This window comes from Achromobacter colocynthidis, from assembly GCF_057334535.1.
This window is the reverse complement of record NZ_JBHFIZ010000005.1, coordinates 187,731-204,243: the sequence shown is the minus strand read 5'-3', so window position 1 is coordinate 204,243 and position 16,513 is coordinate 187,731. Positions and strand designations below refer to the sequence as shown.

18 protein-coding genes are annotated in these 16,513 nt (G+C 64.1%); 12 read left to right on the top strand and 6 right to left on the bottom strand.

Features of this window, described 5'->3' with window-relative positions; all coding sequences use genetic code 11:
• The first annotated feature begins 7 nt into the window (after positions 1 to 7).
• The 12 genes from tssB (at position 8) to ACE04A_RS02645 (ending at position 12,448) form a co-directional block, all read left to right on the top strand.
• Positions 8 to 517, top strand: a complete 510-nt coding sequence (gene tssB, locus ACE04A_RS02700; RefSeq protein ID WP_448715928.1) for a type VI secretion system contractile sheath small subunit — start codon at positions 8 to 10, stop codon at positions 515 to 517.
• A 47-nt stretch (positions 518 to 564) separates the two neighbouring features.
• A complete protein-coding gene (tssC, locus tag ACE04A_RS02695) occupies positions 565 to 2,037 on the top strand; it encodes a type VI secretion system contractile sheath large subunit (protein WP_259246187.1) in 1,473 nt (490 codons plus the stop codon).
• A 12-nt stretch (positions 2,038 to 2,049) separates the two neighbouring features.
• Positions 2,050 to 2,478, top strand: coding sequence for a type VI secretion system baseplate subunit TssE (gene tssE / locus ACE04A_RS02690; RefSeq protein ID WP_259246189.1), 429 nt, complete (start codon positions 2,050 to 2,052; stop codon positions 2,476 to 2,478).
• 26 nt (positions 2,479 to 2,504) lie between these two features.
• Positions 2,505 to 4,271: a type VI secretion system baseplate subunit TssF gene (tssF, locus tag ACE04A_RS02685; RefSeq protein WP_485819834.1), complete on the top strand. Its 1,767-nt coding sequence runs from the start codon at positions 2,505 to 2,507 to the stop codon at positions 4,269 to 4,271.
• Positions 4,235 to 5,254, top strand: a complete 1,020-nt coding sequence (gene tssG, locus ACE04A_RS02680; RefSeq protein ID WP_279996389.1) for a type VI secretion system baseplate subunit TssG — start codon at positions 4,235 to 4,237, stop codon at positions 5,252 to 5,254. The genes tssF and tssG overlap by 37 nt, the downstream gene beginning before the upstream one ends.
• A 68-nt stretch (positions 5,255 to 5,322) precedes the next feature.
• Positions 5,323 to 6,681: a type VI secretion system-associated FHA domain protein TagH gene (gene tagH / locus ACE04A_RS02675; RefSeq protein ID WP_485819833.1), complete on the top strand. Its 1,359-nt coding sequence runs from the start codon at positions 5,323 to 5,325 to the stop codon at positions 6,679 to 6,681.
• Entirely contained in the window at positions 6,678 to 7,754 is a 1,077-nt protein-coding gene (tssJ, locus tag ACE04A_RS02670) for a type VI secretion system lipoprotein TssJ (RefSeq protein ID WP_485819832.1), read from the top strand. Before tagH ends, tssJ begins: the two co-directional genes overlap by 4 nt.
• Positions 7,751 to 9,088: a type VI secretion system baseplate subunit TssK gene (gene tssK / locus ACE04A_RS02665; protein ID WP_259246194.1), complete on the top strand. Its 1,338-nt coding sequence runs from the start codon at positions 7,751 to 7,753 to the stop codon at positions 9,086 to 9,088. The genes tssJ and tssK overlap by 4 nt, the downstream gene beginning before the upstream one ends.
• A gap of 1 nt (position 9,089) precedes the next feature.
• Positions 9,090 to 9,917 (top strand): type IVB secretion system protein IcmH/DotU, encoded by an 828-nt coding sequence (gene icmH, locus ACE04A_RS02660; protein ID WP_448715933.1) that lies wholly within the window; start codon positions 9,090 to 9,092, stop codon positions 9,915 to 9,917.
• A 214-nt stretch (positions 9,918 to 10,131) separates the two neighbouring features.
• A complete protein-coding gene (locus ACE04A_RS02655) occupies positions 10,132 to 11,385 on the top strand; it encodes an Hsp70 family protein (RefSeq protein WP_259246196.1) in 1,254 nt (417 codons plus the stop codon).
• A 109-nt stretch (positions 11,386 to 11,494) separates the two neighbouring features.
• Entirely contained in the window at positions 11,495 to 12,091 is a 597-nt protein-coding gene (locus ACE04A_RS02650) for an NUDIX domain-containing protein (protein ID WP_259246197.1), read from the top strand.
• A 24-nt stretch (positions 12,092 to 12,115) separates the two neighbouring features.
• Complete coding sequence (locus tag ACE04A_RS02645; RefSeq protein WP_279996382.1) at positions 12,116 to 12,448, top strand: 2Fe-2S iron-sulfur cluster-binding protein; 333 nt, start codon at positions 12,116 to 12,118, stop codon at positions 12,446 to 12,448.
• On the opposite strand, the gene ACE04A_RS02640 is transcribed toward ACE04A_RS02645, so the two are convergent.
• From ACE04A_RS02640 to ACE04A_RS02615, 6 genes are all read right to left on the bottom strand, one after another.
• The gene (locus ACE04A_RS02640; RefSeq protein ID WP_485819831.1) at positions 12,445 to 12,900 is read right to left on the bottom strand and encodes a hypothetical protein; all 456 of its coding nucleotides are present in this window, start codon (positions 12,898 to 12,900) and stop codon (positions 12,445 to 12,447) included. The genes ACE04A_RS02645 and ACE04A_RS02640 overlap by 4 nt on opposite strands.
• The gene (locus tag ACE04A_RS02635; RefSeq protein ID WP_279996380.1) at positions 12,854 to 13,552 is read right to left on the bottom strand and encodes a DUF899 domain-containing protein; all 699 of its coding nucleotides are present in this window, start codon (positions 13,550 to 13,552) and stop codon (positions 12,854 to 12,856) included. Before ACE04A_RS02635 ends, ACE04A_RS02640 begins: the two co-directional genes overlap by 47 nt.
• Positions 13,553 to 13,630: 78 nt before the next feature.
• Positions 13,631 to 14,059, bottom strand: coding sequence for an SRPBCC family protein (locus tag ACE04A_RS02630; RefSeq protein WP_448716117.1), 429 nt, complete (start codon positions 14,057 to 14,059; stop codon positions 13,631 to 13,633).
• Positions 13,981 to 14,454 carry an ArsR/SmtB family transcription factor gene (locus ACE04A_RS02625; protein ID WP_259246202.1) on the bottom strand — a complete coding sequence of 158 codons (474 nt, stop codon included), beginning with the start codon at positions 14,452 to 14,454 and terminating at the stop codon, positions 13,981 to 13,983. The genes ACE04A_RS02630 and ACE04A_RS02625 overlap by 79 nt, the downstream gene beginning before the upstream one ends.
• Before the next feature lie 65 nt (positions 14,455 to 14,519).
• A complete protein-coding gene (locus ACE04A_RS02620) occupies positions 14,520 to 15,734 on the bottom strand; it encodes a hypothetical protein (protein WP_438858818.1) in 1,215 nt (404 codons plus the stop codon).
• Between the two features lie 14 nt (positions 15,735 to 15,748).
• Positions 15,749 to 16,477: a helix-turn-helix domain-containing protein gene (locus ACE04A_RS02615; RefSeq protein ID WP_100856408.1), complete on the bottom strand. Its 729-nt coding sequence runs from the start codon at positions 16,475 to 16,477 to the stop codon at positions 15,749 to 15,751.
• Positions 16,478 to 16,513: the final 36 nt, after the last annotated feature.

The window sequence follows — 16,513 nt, the reverse complement described above, 5'->3', positions numbered from 1 at the left end:
AGCTTTCATGTCGAAGAAAATGGTCTCCGTCGCCCCGCCGGAACGCATCAACATCAAGTACGTTCCCGCCACTGGCGACCAGCAAGCCGAGATCGAACTGCCCTTGAAGATGTTGGTCACGGGGGACTTCAAAGGCCACAGTGAGGAAACCGCGCTGGAAGAGCGCCAGGCGGTGCGTATCGACAAAGACAACTTCGATGACGTGATTGCCGAAGCCGGATTGGCCTTGACGATGGAAGTGCCGTCGCGCCTTGGCGAGACCGGTCAGGAAGACGACACGCTGAACGTGTCGTTGAGCTTCAGGCGCATGAACGATTTCGCACCCGATGCCATTGCGCGCCAGGTGCCCGAACTGAACAAGCTGCTGGAACTGCGCGAAGCGCTGGTGGCGTTGAAGGGCCCGCTGGGCAACGTGCCGGCGTTTCGCAAGCAACTGCAAACGCTGCTGGCCGATGACAAGGCGCGCGTCGCGCTGGCCAAGGAATTGAACCTTGTGTTGGACAAGCCGGCCGCCTGAGCCGTGACCCCATTCGCAATGCCAACCCGCAATAAAAGGATACGAGCATGAAGGCCCAAGCCGCCGCCAAATTGGAAGATAAACAGACGATCGGGTTGCTGGAGCAGATCATGGCCCAGACCCGCATTGAACCCAATCACGAGGGTTATGCGGTGGCCGAACGCGGCGTCGCTGCGTTCATTTCGGAAATACTCCGAACCCAGGAACCGCAACAGCAGGTCAACAAGCAACTGGTGGACCAGATGATTGCGCAGATCGATCGCAAGCTCGGTCTGCAAATGGACGCGATCTTGCATCAACCGCCGTTGCAGGAGCTGGAGTCCGCCTGGCGTGGCTTGAAGTTGCTGGTGGATCGCACGGACTTCCGCGAGAACATCAAGATCGAGATCCTTCACGTCACCAAGCAAGAGATGCTGGAAGACTTCGAGACCGCGGGCGACATCACGCGCAGCGGCCTCTACAAGCAGGTGTACACGGCGGGCTATGGCCAGTTTGGAGGCGAACCGGTTGCCACCATTGTCAGCAACTACACGTTTGGGCCGTCTTCGCCCGACATCAAACTGCTGGCCTACGTGGCTTCCGTGGGGGCGATGTCGCACGCACCGTTCCTGGCCGCGGCCGGGGCTGAATTCCTGAACATCAAGAGCTTCCAGGAACTCCCCAACCTGAAGGAAGTGCGCGATATCTTCGAAGGCCCGCGCTTCACCAAGTGGCGGGGTTTGCGCGAATCCGAAGACGCGCGCTATCTGGGCCTGACGATGCCGCGCTTTCTGCTGCGCCAGCCTTACGATCCCCTGGAAAATCCCGTCACCAGTTTCAACTACCGCGAGACGATCGACGGCGCCCACGAGAACTATCTGTGGGGCAATACTTCGTATCTGCTGGCCAGCCGCATCACTGACAGCTTCGCCAAGTACCGCTGGTGCCCCAACATCATCGGGCCTCAGTCGGGTGGTGCGGTGGATGACCTGCCCGTGCACCTGTACGAATCGCTGGGGCAGCTACAGGCAAAGATTCCGACCGAAGTGCTGATATCGGATCGCAAGGAATTCGAGCTTGCTGAAGAAGGCTTCATCGCGCTGACCATGCGCAAGGACAGCGACAACGCCGCGTTCTTCTCGGCCAACTCGGTGCAAAAGCCCAAACTGTTCCAGAAGACCCCCGAAGGCCAGGCCGCGCAGACCAACTTCAAGCTGGGCACGCAACTGCCGTACATGTTCATCGTCAACCGCCTGGCGCACTACCTGAAAGTCTTGCAGCGCGAGCAGATCGGCAGCTGGAAGGAACGCCAGGATCTCGAGCGCGAGTTGAACACGTGGCTCAGGCAGTACATCGCTGACCAGGAAAGCCCGTCGGCCGACGTGCGCAGCCGCCGTCCGCTGCGTGCCGCCAAGGTCATGGTGCAAGACGTTGAGGGCAATCCCGGCTGGTACCAGGTGTCGCTGGCCGTGCGTCCGCACTTCAAGTACATGGGCGCCAACTTCGAACTGTCGCTTGTCGGTCGGCTCGACAAGGAATAAGGAGCCCCCAAGATGCCCAGGTCGCGGGGACAAGGCAGTTTGTTCGAACGGCTGGTCCCGGACGCCGCGCCCCGGCGCACCCGTAGCCGGCACGAGCTGGCGGCCGAACGCATCCACGCGATCAAGCGCCACCTGGAACGCATCTTGAATAGCCGGCGGGGCTGCTCGATGAGCAGCCCCGGCCTGGGCCTGCACGATTTCAACGATGCGGCGATGGGCAGCGCCGACTTGCTGCTGCACGTCAGCCAGGACATCCGCGCATCGGTGGCCGCGTACGAGCCCCGGGTCAAGGTCTTGAGCGTGCATTCGCGGCCTGACCCCGCGCAGCCGCTTAGCTTGAACTTCAGGCTGGAGTGCCTGGTGCCTGTCTTCAATCAGGAAGAGCAGGTAGAGATAGATCTGGTGATTCACCATCAAGACCGGTATACCCGGGTCGTTTGACCCCGGTGCCACGGAGACGGGAAAACATGCCGTTGCGAGGAAAGTTCCGCGAAGAGATCGACTACCTTCGGCGGCTAGGGCGCGAGTTTGCTCGCGACAATCCGCAGTTGTCGCAGTTTCTGGGTGACGAGGCGGCCGACCCCGACGTGGAAAGGCTGCTTGAAGGCTTTGCGTTCCTGACGGCCAAGTTGCGCCTGAAGATTGAAGATGACCTTCCCGAACTGACGCATTCGCTGCTGCAACTGCTTTGGCCGAATTATTTGCGGCCCTTGCCCAGCGCAACCATCATGCGCTTCGACCCCGTTGAACGGGCCATCACGACGCGGCAAGTCATACCCAAGGGCACGCGCGTGCATTCCTTGCCTGTCGACGGAACCCGGTGCGAATTTCGCACCAGCACGGACGTGGTGATCTACCCGCTGGAGATCGTGGACGTGAGTGACGCGCACACGCGCGAAAAGTCCATCATGCGCATCGACCTTGCGCCGTTGGCCGGCAACGCCATCGACTCTTTCGACTGCGACAAGCTGGACTTCCACCTGAGCGGCGACGACACCACCGCCATGACGCTGTATCTATGGCTATCGCGCTATCTGGGTGAGATCCGGCTGGAGGCTCACGGGCAGACACGCATTATTGCCCCACGCCAGGTGACGTTTCCCGGGTTTTCGCCTGAAGAATCGCTGCTTCCGTATCCGAAGAATGTGTTCGACGGCTATCGGATCCTTCAGGAGTACTTCATTTTTCCGCGCCGCTTCCTGTTCTTCAGCCTGAGCGGCCTGCGCTCGTTGTGGCCCGAAGCAACCACCCAGGGCGTGCGCTTTGAATTCCATTTCAACCGCCCCATGCCCGCCGACATACGTCTGCGCATTGGCGATCTGGCGTTGTACTGCGCGCCGGCGGTCAACCTGTTCGAGCAGGACGCCGAACCCATCAACCTGAACGGACGAGCCGTGGATCAGCGGCTGCTACCGGGCGGCTATCGCGGCGACGCCTGCGAGATCTTCAGCATTGACGAAGTCACCGGTTGGCAGCGGATCGCGGAGGGGCAGCGGGGCCGCTTCCTGCGGACCTTCCACCCCTTTGAATCGTTGCAACACGAGATCGAGCATGCGCGCGGCCGCCACGCGCTGTACTACCGAAGCCGGATCGAGAACGCGGTTGGCGAAGATGGCGTGGCGCATCGGATCGCCTTCATTCGCGGTGACGAAACCGATTACATCGACGAAGACGAAACCGTATCGCTAGCGCTGACCTGCACCAACCGCGACTTGCCCCTGGCGCTGGGCGTGGGCGACATCTGCGTGCAAACGCAGACCACGCCCACCTTTGCCACGTACAGCAACATCGTGCGTCCGACGCCGCCTTATCGCCCGGTGCTGGACGGCGCGTTGCAGTGGACGTTGATCTCCAACCTGTCGCTGAACTATTTGTCCTTGTTGTCGACTGAACCGCTGAAGGCCGTGTTGCGCGCCTATGACTTCGCGGCGCTGCACGACATCCAGCATGCGCGTGCCGGCAGCAAACGCCTGGACGGCATCGGCGATGCCGTTACGCAGCCAACGGATCTCTTGATGAAGGGCCTGCCGATCCGTGGCCTGAAGACACAACTGAAATTGGACCCGTCCGCGTTCCTGTGCGAAGGCGATCTGTATCTGTTCGGCACGGTGCTGAGCCACTTCTTTGCGCTGTACGCCAGCATCAATTCCTTCCACTTGCTGGAAGCCACCAATACCGGTAACAACGAGCACTACGAATGGCCATTGCAGACCGGAAAACAACCGCTGATCTAGCGGACCGCTTGCTGGCCGATGCGAAGAACTACGACTTCTTCAGGTTGCTGGAGCAACTGCACGGCCTGCACGACGACGACCTGGAAGCGCGGGATAGCCACGAGCCCGAGCGCCAGCGTGTACGCCTGAGCAGCTATGCCGGCCTGGGGTTTCCCGCGTCCGACGTGGCCTTGGCCGAGCGCATGCCGGCCGGCGCGCGCACCGACTACCACGTACAGGCCACGTTCTTTGGCCTGCATGGCCCGGATTCCCCGCTACCCGGCCATTACCTGGACCGCCTGGCCTATGAGTACGGCCAAGGCGTGGGCATACGCCCGGCCTTCCTGGACTTCTTCAACCACCGCTTACTGACGCTGTTGCATCAGGCCTGGCGCAAGTACCGCTATTACGTGCGCTTTCGCCGCGAGGCGCACGACCGCTTCTCGCGCTATGTGTTTTCGATGGTGGGCTTGGGGGACGTCGAGTTGCGCGGCGCAACCCCCATACCCTGGAGCCGCCTGCTGAGCTATGCCGGCGTGATCGCCAGCCGCAGCCGATCGCCGCAGGTGGTGGCGGGCATCGTTGCGCATTGCTTTGACTTGAAGCAGGTGAGGGTGCGGGAGTTCGAGCTGCGCTACATGCATGTGGCGTCTGGCCAGCGGTTGCGCCTGGGGCGCCGTAATGGCGTGCTGGGCGACAGCTTCGTGGTCGGTGCGCGAGTCCGCACGCGCTACAGCAAGTTCTCCATTGTTATCGGCAACCTGGATCAAGCCCGATTCCGCGAGTTCCTGCCCAGCGGCGAAAACTACGAAAGACTGCGCAAGCTGATCGACTTCCTGCTGCGCGACCCGGCCGCCTACGACCTGGAGCTGGGTCTGCGGCACGACCAGGTGCCGCCCTTCAACCTGGGTCGCGATACCGGCGCCCACCTGGGCTGGACCAGCTTTGTCCAGCACACGGCGGTGCGCCGGCCATTCACTGTCCGCATCAAGGCCCGTCTATGACCTATACCGACGCTCCACCACCCCTTTCACCAACCCATACCTCGTCGCAGCCACGGCCTGTGCCACGCTTGGCGCTCGTCGTCGCCAACCCCGGCGCGCTCGAGCACGGCAGCACGCCGCGCCACAGTTTCACCCCCGCGGGAGGCACCATCGGCGGCCAAGGGGCCAACTGGATGCTGACCGACAAAGCGGGGCGGGTTGAGTCCATACACAGCGAAATCGTCTACGAGGATGCCGCCTTCTGCGTGGTGGACCGCAGCGGCTTGACCCGCATGAACGACGCCAATGCCCCGCTGGGAAAAATGGTTGGCGCCCGGCTGCGCGAAGGCGATGTCCTGCACATCGGCCCGTTCCACGTGACCGTGCATCTGGACAGCCCGCACCAGGAACAGCTTGATGCCTCTCGCCATCTGGCGCAGTACGAGCTGGATGAATTGCTGGTAGGGGAGTCGGGCGGCCATGACGGCTTGCCGGCCGGATCCTACGTCTTTGACGCTGACGCTACGCCCCTTGCGTCGGACCGCGATTTCATGGCGCTGAGCGCACCGTTCGATGCGCGTGCCGACAACGACCCCTTGCGCGCACTGGATGAGGCGGAGCGGGCCGCCGCGCACGCGCCCGTCTTGATGGAGCCTTGGGACGTGCGGCGCGGTGGTGCCGCCGCGCCCACCCAGGCCGATCTAGCCACGACCCGATTCGAAGCCGTTACCGGTTCGCCCCTGCCATTTTCCGGAGTATCCCCCATGCCGAAGTCAGCTGGAAACCCGTCGACCCTTGCGTATCGCTTGAACAACAGGCAAGCCATGGTCGGCGACCCGAGCGAGGCGACCGAGCTATTGATGCAGGGCCTTGAAGTGCCCTTGGGCCCCTTGGATGCGCAAGCGGGGCAGGCGTTGTTGCGTGAAGCCGGGCAGGCGTTGAATGCGGCGATCAAGGGCATTGCCGACGTCTATACGGCGCACGGCGGCGACGCGCAACCACGTCGACTGTTGGGGCGCAACTTGCAACCCATTGAAGACAATCCGCTGCGGCTGGGTTTGGCTTACCCCGAAACGGTGCGAGCGATGTTCGCCAGTGACCGCAGCGTGGTGCATTTGTCGCCCAAGGCCGCCATGGATGAAAGCCTGGCCCAACTGCGCGCGCATCACGGCGCGGTGACGCAGGCCATTGAAGCGGGCCTGCAGGCGGTGTTGCGCAGCCTGTCGCCCGCTTTGCTGCTGCAACGCTTTGAACGCTACCGACCCGAGCACGAGCCGCAGGCGGACGCCAATGGCAATGCGGCGGCCAATGCCAACGACAGGGCCTGGCAGATGTACACGCACTACTACGAAGAGTTGGCCTCGACGCGCCAACGCGGCTTTGAAAAGCTGTTCTGGGACGTATTCGAACAAGCCTACGACCGGGTGTTGCGGGCGGAGGCCGAATGAAGCGGATTGTGCCCCTGCTGCTGTTGACGTCTTTGCTGGCTGCTTGCGGGTCGGTGGGCGACGTGCTGACCAAGACCGGCCAGATCCTGATGGATCCTTCCATCCCGATCGGGCCGCCCGACGAGCACCCCTCACAGGTGGGTTTGAGCCTGTACGCGGCGCCAGACGTCAACCCCAACCCCGCCAGCATGCCCGACGACGACGAAGCCGCCACCAGCGCCGCCACGGCATCCAACCGCGAAGCGGGTCCCTACGAGGTCAGACTGAAAAGCGATGATCGCCAGGATTTGATCGAGAGCCTGCGCGGGTTGTTGGAAGAGCTTGAAGACGGGCGCCCATCCCTGCATCCCCTGCGGCGGGTGGACACGGGGCCGTCGACGATCTTGCGCGATCCGGCCGCGCCGGAGCCGGCCCCGCCTGCCGAAGACACCATCGTGATGCGGGACTTGATGCTGAAGCTGGGCGTGTCCACGGATTACCTGCCCGGCCGGCAGTTTGGGTCGGGTCCGCAGGTGATTGAGCAAGGTTACTCGGGCGTGCCCTTGCCCGTGGGGGGCGGGCTGGCTGCGCCCTCGCCGCAAGGTGCGCTTGCCACATCCGCGCAGGAAGGGGCGGGCATAGGGCCGGTATCGGGCCTGTCCCTGGGGCTGGGCCAATACAGCCGTGCTCACAGCCTGCCCCCCGCGGAACCCGCGCCGCCGCCGCGCGGCGCCGCCACGCCGATCGCCTTCAAGGTGCTACAGCTTAAAGACGATTCGCTGCTGCTCAACGTTGACCCGGAACAACTGGCCAAGGACTTGAAGAAGGCGCTGGGCAGCACCTACATCACCGAGGACGATTACGTACTTCAGCCCGGCCAGTTCAAGTTCATCGACTTCGCCCGCATCGACAAGGCCACGCGCTACGTCGCGATCGTGGCGGATTTCCATGATCAGAATGGCGCGGTGTGGAAGCAGGCGTTCAGGCTGGAACCCAATGGCCGCCGGTACGCACTACTGATGACGCTGCACGGCAACCGTGTCGCCATCGTCGATGAAAGCTACCGTCCGCCGCAACCGAGATCCCAACCATGACTACACGCAACCCCGTCATCTGGAACGAGGGGCTGTTCGTCAAACCCCAGCATTTCCAGCAGCAAGCCCGTGCCCTGGAACACCATGCCAACCAGCGCATTGGCGGCGTCAGTGAACATCTCTATGGTTTGACCGAGCTGGAGCTTAACCAGGAATACCTGAGCTTTGGCAAGATCGCCATCGTGCGTGCACGCGGCGTCATGCCGGACGGCACGGTGTTCGACATTCCCAATGACCAGCCGCCGCCCGTGCCGTTGGCCGTCACTGATACCTCTTCCGTCAACCAGACCGTATACCTGACCCTGCCGTTGCGGTCGGACGGGGTGCTGGAAGTGCAATGGCCGGACACCTACGCCAAGGCGCGCTACGTGATGCGCAGCGAAGAAGTGCGCGACACGCACAGCCAGGAAGGCGACTACGTGGCCATGGACCTGGCCGCGCCCAACCTGCAACTGACGCTTGAACGCGAAGACCGAAGCGCGTTCACGGGCGTGGCGCTGTGCCGGCTGCTGGACCGTCGGCCCGATGGCAGCCTGCTGCTGGACGACGCCTTCTACCCCACCGGCATGTCGCTCAACGCCATCCCGCCGCTCAAGCGCTACCTGGGCGAGATCGCGGGCCTGATGCGCGAGCGTGCGAAGAACATCGCGGAACGCATCGGATCACCGGGCCAGGCGGGTGTGGCGGACGTAACCGACTTCAACTTGCTGTTGGTGTTGAACCGCTTGCATCCGTGGTTTTCGCACCTGTCCCGTCTGCGGCATGTACACCCCGAACAGCTATACGTCGCCTTCAGCCAGGCCTGCGGCGAGCTGGTGACGTTTACCGAAGAAGGGCGCTTGCCGCAAGAGTTTCCGGCCTACCAGCACGACGATCCCAGGCAGTCGTTCCGGATGCTTGAAGACACCTTGCGGCGCGCGCTCAGTACGGTGCTGCAACCGCGCGCGGTGTCGCTGCCCATCGAGCGCCAGCAATATGGCGTGTTGACCGCGGCGGTCCATGACCGCAGCTTGTACGCCGACGCGGACTTTGTGCTGGCCGTGCGCGCGCGCATGCCACTGGACAGGTTGCGCCAGCAGTTCATGCAGCAAACCAAGGTGGCCTCGATGGAAAAGCTGGGCGAACTCGTCAGCCTGCAGTTGCCCGGCATTCCCTTGCAGCCGCTGCCGGTGGCGCCCCGCCATCTGCCGTTCCATGCGGGCTTCACCTATTTCCAATTCGACCGCAGCCATCCGTCTTGGCAAATGCTACGGGATACCGCCGGCTTCGGCCTGCACATTGCCGGCGATTACCCCGAGATGGAATTGCAACTGTGGGCCATCAGGAGCCAATGACATGAATACTCCCGCCACCGCCGAGCGCGTCGAATCCGAATTCCTCCGAACCAGCACCACCGCCGAGGTGATCGACAAGGCGCGCATCGGTTTTGACACGATCGGCCATATCGACCGGGACGAAGACCTGGGCTTTCAGTTGCGCGGGCACGGCTACAACCCGCTGGTGGACGGCGCGCTGCCGCTGTTCGGGCTGGTGATCCGGCTACGCGGCTTGTCCGAATACCAGGATATTCAAAACCTGTACGCCACCGTGCGCGACCAGATCTCAGCGCTTGCCGAAGAGATCCGCCAGTACGGCTATGACGGCGCCACGCAACTGGCCTACCGCTATGCGCTGTGTACCTTCATCGACGAGGCCGTGATGGGAACGGCGTGGGGAGCGCATTCGCCATGGGCCGAGCGCTCGTTGCTGAGCATCAACCATAGCGAGACCTGGGGCGGCGAGAAATTCTTCACGGTGCTGTCGCGCATGATGATGGACGCGCCCCGGTACCGCGACGTGCTCGAGTTCAAGTACTTGTGCCTGTGCCTGGGTTTCAAGGGCAAGTACGGGCTGCAGCACAACCAGAACGAGGCCTTGCAGGTCATCATCGTGAAGCTGCACCGCATGTTGCGCGAGCTGCGCGGCGAAACCCCGGAAACCCTGACCGATGCCAGCGCCAACGTCGCGTCGCGCCGCTATCGTGTGGGCCGCCAATGGCCATGGTGGACCCCATGGGTCAGCGCCGTTCTTGTGCTGGCGGGCGTCTATGCGGCCTTTGCGCTAAGCCTGGGCAGCACCACGGAAATCGTTCTGCATTCGCTGGACGGCATATTGAAGAACTGAGTTGAAAGGCTGAGGGCGGCCATCATCCTGGCCAAATGACGGCCGGGGCTGGCGCAAACCCAAGCTTCGCAGTGAAGCAGGGCAACCCCATGAGGAGAACCAAATGAAGGCACCAAATGAAGGGGCCGGATGAGCTTGAACCGCGCATGACGCCCCCGTCCCGGCGAAGCGAGTACACTTGTCCGCCGTTTTGCTTTCAGCCCCAGAATTCTCCATGATCTCCACCGCATGCGGCGTCGACTTCGGCACGTCCAACTCCACCGTAGGCTGGAGCCGCCCCGACCAGCGCGCGCTTCTCGCCCTGGAAGACGGCAAGACCACCTTGCCGTCGGCCATTTTTTTCCACGATGAAGACGCGGAGGTCAGCTATGGCCGCGCCGCGATCTCCGACTATCTGGCGGGTTATGACGGGCGCTTGATGCGGTCGATGAAGAGCCTGTTGGGCAGTTCGTTGATCGATGGGTCCACGGAAGTCCAGGGGCGTTCGATTCCGTTTCGTGTGCTGTTGACCCGCTTCATCGCCGAACTGAAGCGGCGCGCCGAAACAGCCGCCGGCCGCGATTTCACGCGGGCCGTGCTGGGCCGACCGGTGTTCTTCGTCGATGACAACACGGCCGCCGACCAGACCGCGCAAGACACGCTGGGCGAAATCGCGCGCAGCGTGGGGTTTACCGATATCGAATTCCAGTTTGAACCCTTGGCTGCCGCCTTCGACTACGAATCGCAGATTGATCGCGAAGAGTTGGTGCTGGTCATCGACATCGGCGGGGGTACATCGGACTTTTCCCTGATCCGTCTGGGGCCGGGCCGCGCCGCCAAGGCAGATCGGCGGGACGACATCCTGGCTTACGGCGGGGTACACATTGGTGGGGTGGACTTCGACAAGCAGTTGAGCCTGGCACACGTCATGCCGCTGCTGGGCTTGGGCAGCCAGTTGCGCAGCGGCAAGGATGTGCCGTCAACGCAGTACGGCAACCTGGCGTGCTGGCACACCATCAACCAGGCGTACACCCGCAAGGCCGCTGAGCACTTTGCCTATATTCGCGCCGAAGCCGGCGACCGCGACAAGATCGACCTGTTGCTCAACCTGGTGAAGCAGCGCGCCGGCCACTGGGTGGCGGTGCAGGTGGAAGAGGCCAAGATCGCGCTGTCGGAAAACCCGTCGGCACGCATCGACCTGTCGCGGATTGCGCCGGAATTGGCGGTGGACGTGACACGCCCGTCGTTCGATGCCTGCGTGGGCCGCTTGATCGAAAAGGTCGAGACCACGGTGGGCGCGTTGCTGCGTGATGCGGGCGTGGCCACCGCGGATGTGGACACGGTGTTCTTCACGGGCGGTTCCAGCCGTGTGCCGCGTTTGCGCGAAACCGTATCCGCGCTGGTGCCGGGCGCGCGTAGCGTGGAAGGCGACCTGTTCGGCAGCATTGGCGCCGGCCTGGCGCTGGACGCCAAACGCAAGTTCGATTGAGCCATCGGCCGGGCAAGCGGCCGTGCGGCGTCCAGCGGCGGTGGTAAGCTGCAAGGCTTGCCCCGGGGCGGCTTGCCGCCTGCCTGTTTCAAGAGACTAAGACGCCGTCATGACCCGCCCATCCGCTGAAAGCGATACGCATCTTGTTGAAACGCTGGTGACCCGCGAAGCGCCGTTTGAAGGCAGTTTCCTGAAGGTTCGCCGCGACACCGTCAGCCTGCCCAACGGCAACACCGCAACGCGCGAATACATCGTGCATCCGGGCGCTGTCGTGGTGATCCCGTTGCTGGACGACGGCAGGGTGTTGCTTGAACGCCAGTTTCGCTATCCCATCGGGCGCGTCATGACGGAGTTTCCGGCGGGCAAGCTGGATCCGGGCGAAGACCCGCTGGTGTGCGGCAAGCGCGAATTGCTTGAAGAAACCGGCTACACCGCCGACCAGTGGGCGCACGCCGGCGCCTTGCACCTGGCCATCGCCTATTCCACCGAGATCATCCACATCTTCTTTGCGCGCGGCTTGCGCGCCGGTCCTCGGCAGTTGGATCAGGACGAGTTCCTGGACGTGATCAGCGCGGACCCCGCCGAGCTTCTGGCCGCATGCAGCAAGGGCGAGGTCACCGACGCCAAGACGCTGACCTGCGTGTTGTGGATGCAGAATGTGCTGTCGGGCGCCTGGAAGCTGGACTGGCAGGACAACGCCGGCTAAGGCGTCGTCCGCACATTCGTCGTCATGGCCGCATTTTCCATTCTGATCGAACCGGCCGGCCTGCGTTTTGACGCGGACGCCGGCAGTTCGGTGCTGCTTGCGGCGCAGGCGGCCGGTATCAAACTGCCCAGCTCTTGCCGCAACGGTACCTGCCGCGCCTGTATGTGCTTGATGCTGGAGGGTTCCGTGACGTATTCCGTGGAATGGCCGGGGCTGTCGCGGGATGAAAAGGAAGAGGGCTGGATCTTGCCCTGCGTGGCGCAGGCCACGTCCGCGCTGACGATTCAGGCGCCGCTAGCTGCGCCGATAGCGCCCGCCGAGCCGGTGGAGCGCCCACTGACCGGGGCGCGCCGCTAAACACGGCCAGTGGCGGCCAAAGGTAAGAGCGCGGCCGCCGACCCAAGCGCCATACCCACCGCCATGCCCAGCACCAGGCCGGCAAATATCGGCGCGCCCGCGCCCCGCGCCGTCACCACGCCCAACCTTGCACCCAGGCCCATGCCCACGGCCATGATCCCGGCGCAAAGCACACGTTCGGTCAACGGGGGCGCGGCGGGCCAGGGGGCCAGGGCGGCCAGCGCCATGGCGGCGCTGGTCACGGGCATCAGCATGGCGTGCCGCCACGCCATGTCCAGCAAGCCGCCCGGCGCGCCGCATTCGCTGGCCAGCAAGGCGGCGGGCGTGTGGCGGGTGTCGACCAGCAGGCCGATCAGCATGGCCGCCACGCAGGCAAGCCACGGCCCGCCGATCGCGCGCAGCCGTTTAGCCGCAGGCGTGGCAGTTCGCGTTTGCGTGGTCGTACCGGTCATGATGGCGCACCCAATCAGTCACGTCGAAATTCGGGCCGTTCTCATTGCGGCCCAAGGGGGCGAAGTCCAGATAGTTGTAGGCGCCCGCCAACCTTTCCACGCCACGTTCAAAGGCGGAATACGTCAGGAAGATGTTGCCGTCGGGATCGCGGGCAAAGGCGCTGGCCCCGGGCCGGTCTTCGATGCTGCCGTCGGCGTTGGGCACCGATGCGTGCATGTCGCCATTGAAGTCGGACCCTTCGGAAGACAGCCACGTAAAGCGCCAGCCCATGCGCCGCTTGAACGCGTTCAATTTGGCCAGCGGCGCGCGCGATACAGCCACCACCGTCACGTCATGATGGCGCAGGTGCACCAACGCGGCGTCCAGGTGGTCGGCCAGGAATGAACACCCCACGCAGCCTTCGTCCCATTCGGGCGCATACATGAAGTGATAGATGATCAACTGGCTATTGCCGCCGAACAGGTCGGCCAGGCCCAGCGGCCCGTGTTCGCCTTGAAACTGGTAGCGCTTTTCAACGCGCATCCAGGGCAGGGCGAGCCGGTCGCGGGCCAGCGCGTCCTGGCTGCGGGTCAGGGCTTTCTCGCGGACCAGCAGGGCTGCGCGGGCAGCTTCCCATTCCGGGCGGGATACAACGGCGTGGTCGGTGTGCATGGTGCGTCTCCTGAGTGGCGGGCGCTGAGACCCGCAACGGGGCGGGCCGTGCGCCCCGCCAGTGGGGCAAGCGGCAAGTCAGACCGGGCTTGCCAGGTGATCCGCGAGCCGGTCCATGGCGCCCGCCCAGCCGGTTTCGTGGCCGTCTCGGGTGGCTTTGTCGACAAACGGGGTTTGCAGGAAGGCCAGCTCGGTGCCGCCCTGCACGGGGGTGAATTCAAGGGTGATCAGCGAAGTGTCGTCCGGCGTATCGCGCCATGCCCAGGTGAACACCAGGCGGCGCTGCGGCTCGACCTCCTGGTATTCGCCGCTGGCGTAATGCGCCTGGCCGTCTTCGGTCACAAAGCCCACTTGATAGGCGCCACCCACGCGCACGTCGGTGTCGGCCTGCAGCACGCGCTGGGTGCCGGCGGGGCCGAACCATTTCATCAGCGCTTGCGGGTCGGTCCACGCGCGCCAGAGCCGGTCGGCGGTGGCGGTGAAGCGTCGGGTGAGCCGGAGCTCGATGGGGGTGTTGCCCTGGGCGGGGCCGGGGGCGGGGGTGTTGCTGGGGGCGGTGGACATGGGTGGATCTCCTCGTCGTGATACAGGTAGCGGGCCAGCGAATCGAGTTGGCCGGTCCAGAACTTCTCGTAACGCGCCAGCCAGTCGGATGCCGCCTGCATGGGTTGGGGCGATAACGTGCAACTGACTACGCGGCCGTCTTTGGCGCGTGCGATCAGGCCCGCGTCTTCCAGCACGCGCAGGTGCTTCAGGAAGGCCGGCAGCGACATGGCGTGCGGACGCGCCAATTCGCTGACCGTCGCGGTGCCTTGTTCCAGGTCCGCCAGCACGCGGCGGCGGGTGCCGTCGGCCAGGGCGGAGAAGACGCTATCCAGCGTGTCGTCATTTAAGTTAACCATAAGGTTAAGTATCTGCCCGCCACAACGCCTGCGTCAAGGCAATGACGTCAGGAATTTCCCTAGGTCTATTTGCCGCGCGGCTTGATGATGTCGCAGGCGGCTGCGCGCTCGCCCGTCTGGGCGCCGAAGCCCAGCAGGGCCTGGGCGCCGCAGACCGAGCCGAACATGCGCTTGCTGTCGTGCCCCACGCCGCCCACTTCAAAGCTGCTGTGATGCAGCGGCACGGGCTTGGCGCCGCGTGCGGCCAGCACATGTTCGTATTGCACGTAGCCGGTGCCACGGGCCAGGCGGGTGGCGCCCTGCGCCTCGGCGCCGCAGGTCTTGTCCAGCAGGCGGTGTTCGGGGTTGTTGTCCGCGCCGCCCAACAGATAGGTGACTTCGCGCGAGGCATAGCGCACGAACAGCCGGCTGTCGTCGGTGTCGCCCGCGTAGGCGGGCAGCTTGTCGGTGCCGTACTTGTATTGGTTGTAGGTGGGGCAGATGCCGCGCTCGTAGCGGGCGTAGCCCTTGCCGTCGGCACGCGGCCGCTCGTTGCTCAGGTACAGGTAGGACGAGGGGTTGGCGACCACGTAGCGCAGCGACAGGCCGTCGCGCCGCAGCGTGCCGTCGATATTGTTCAGGATGGCGTAGCGGTGCACCAACTGCGCGCCCGCCGAATGGCCGGCCAGCACGATGCCGGCCAGGGTGGGCAGGCGCTTGCGGTCATCCAGGCTGCCAAGCAGATCGTCCAGCACCTGGAAGGACGTGACGGGGGCGGGCCGCCCGCTGGCCTTGACGCTTTCGCCGCCGTCTTCCCAGTCGGCTTTACGCCATGCCGCCACGCCGCCAAACCCGGAGTCGATCGAGCCCGAGAAGCGCGGCGCCAGAATCAGCGTGTTGCGCGCCCGATCCGGGTTGTGCGTGAGCAGTTGCGCGACGGTCTCGAAGTAGCTGTCGGCATCCCGCTTGACACCGTGCACCACGATCACGATCTGCTTGATGTCGCGCAGGTCATCCTTGGCCAGGTTGCGATTGGCGTAGACCGGCATGTTGTAGCGGTGGCCTGGCTTGCCCAGTTCCACGGTTTGCCATCGCAGGGGCGCGGCGCGCTGGGGCGTGGGGACGGGCTCGTCGTAGTCGTACGGTGGAGGCAGTGGGGTCTGGGCATGCACGGCCCAGGGGGCCAGCAGCGCGGCCAGTGTAGCGGTCAGCACCAACGCCGCGTCCAGCCGACGCCCACGGGCCGGGCGCGTGGCGCCAGGCCCTACGTGGAATAAGGAAGGTGCGGGCGCGCAACGCATGGCGCGAAGGGCGTTCAGCAGCTCTCTTGGCCCAGCAGTTGCTTCAGGGCGGGCAAGTCCAGGATGCGGACCTCGCGCTGATTGATCTTGATCAGGCCCTCGCGCGCAAAACGAGAGAACAATCGGCTGACGGTCTCAAGGGTAAGGCCCAGGAAATTGCCGATTTCTTCGCGGCTCATGCGCAGCACGAACTCGGTCGACGAATAACCCAGCGAGGCATAGCGCTGCGACAGGTTCAGCAGGAAAGCCGCCAGGCGCTGTTCAGAGCGCATCGACCCCAGCGACGCCAGCATTTGATGCGAGCGCGTGATTTCACGGCTCATCAGGCGGCGGAACTGTTGTTGTAACGAGGGCAGGTGCGCGGCCACGCGGTCCACTTCGTTCAGGCGGATGACGCAAACCTCGGAGTCTTCCAGCGCCACGGCCGCCGACACGTGCTTGCCTTCCAGCATGCCGTCCATGCCGACGATTTCGCCGGGCAGGTGGAAACCGGTGATCTGGATCTGGCCGGTGGCGTCTTCCAGTTGCGTTTTGATGCTGCCAAAGCGCACGCCATAGACGGCGTCAAGGGGATGATCCAGCGAATACAGCATCTTGCCTTTTTCAAGGCGCACGCGCTCTTGCACCAGTTCGTCCAGCTTTTCCACTTCGGCGGCGGCCATGCCCACAGGCACACACACGTGACCCAACATACACGTGGAACAGTGGGCGGCATCCGGGGCAACGGGAACCCGTTTTTGCATACGATGACCTTTATAGTGCCCGGCGCGCCGGGGAGG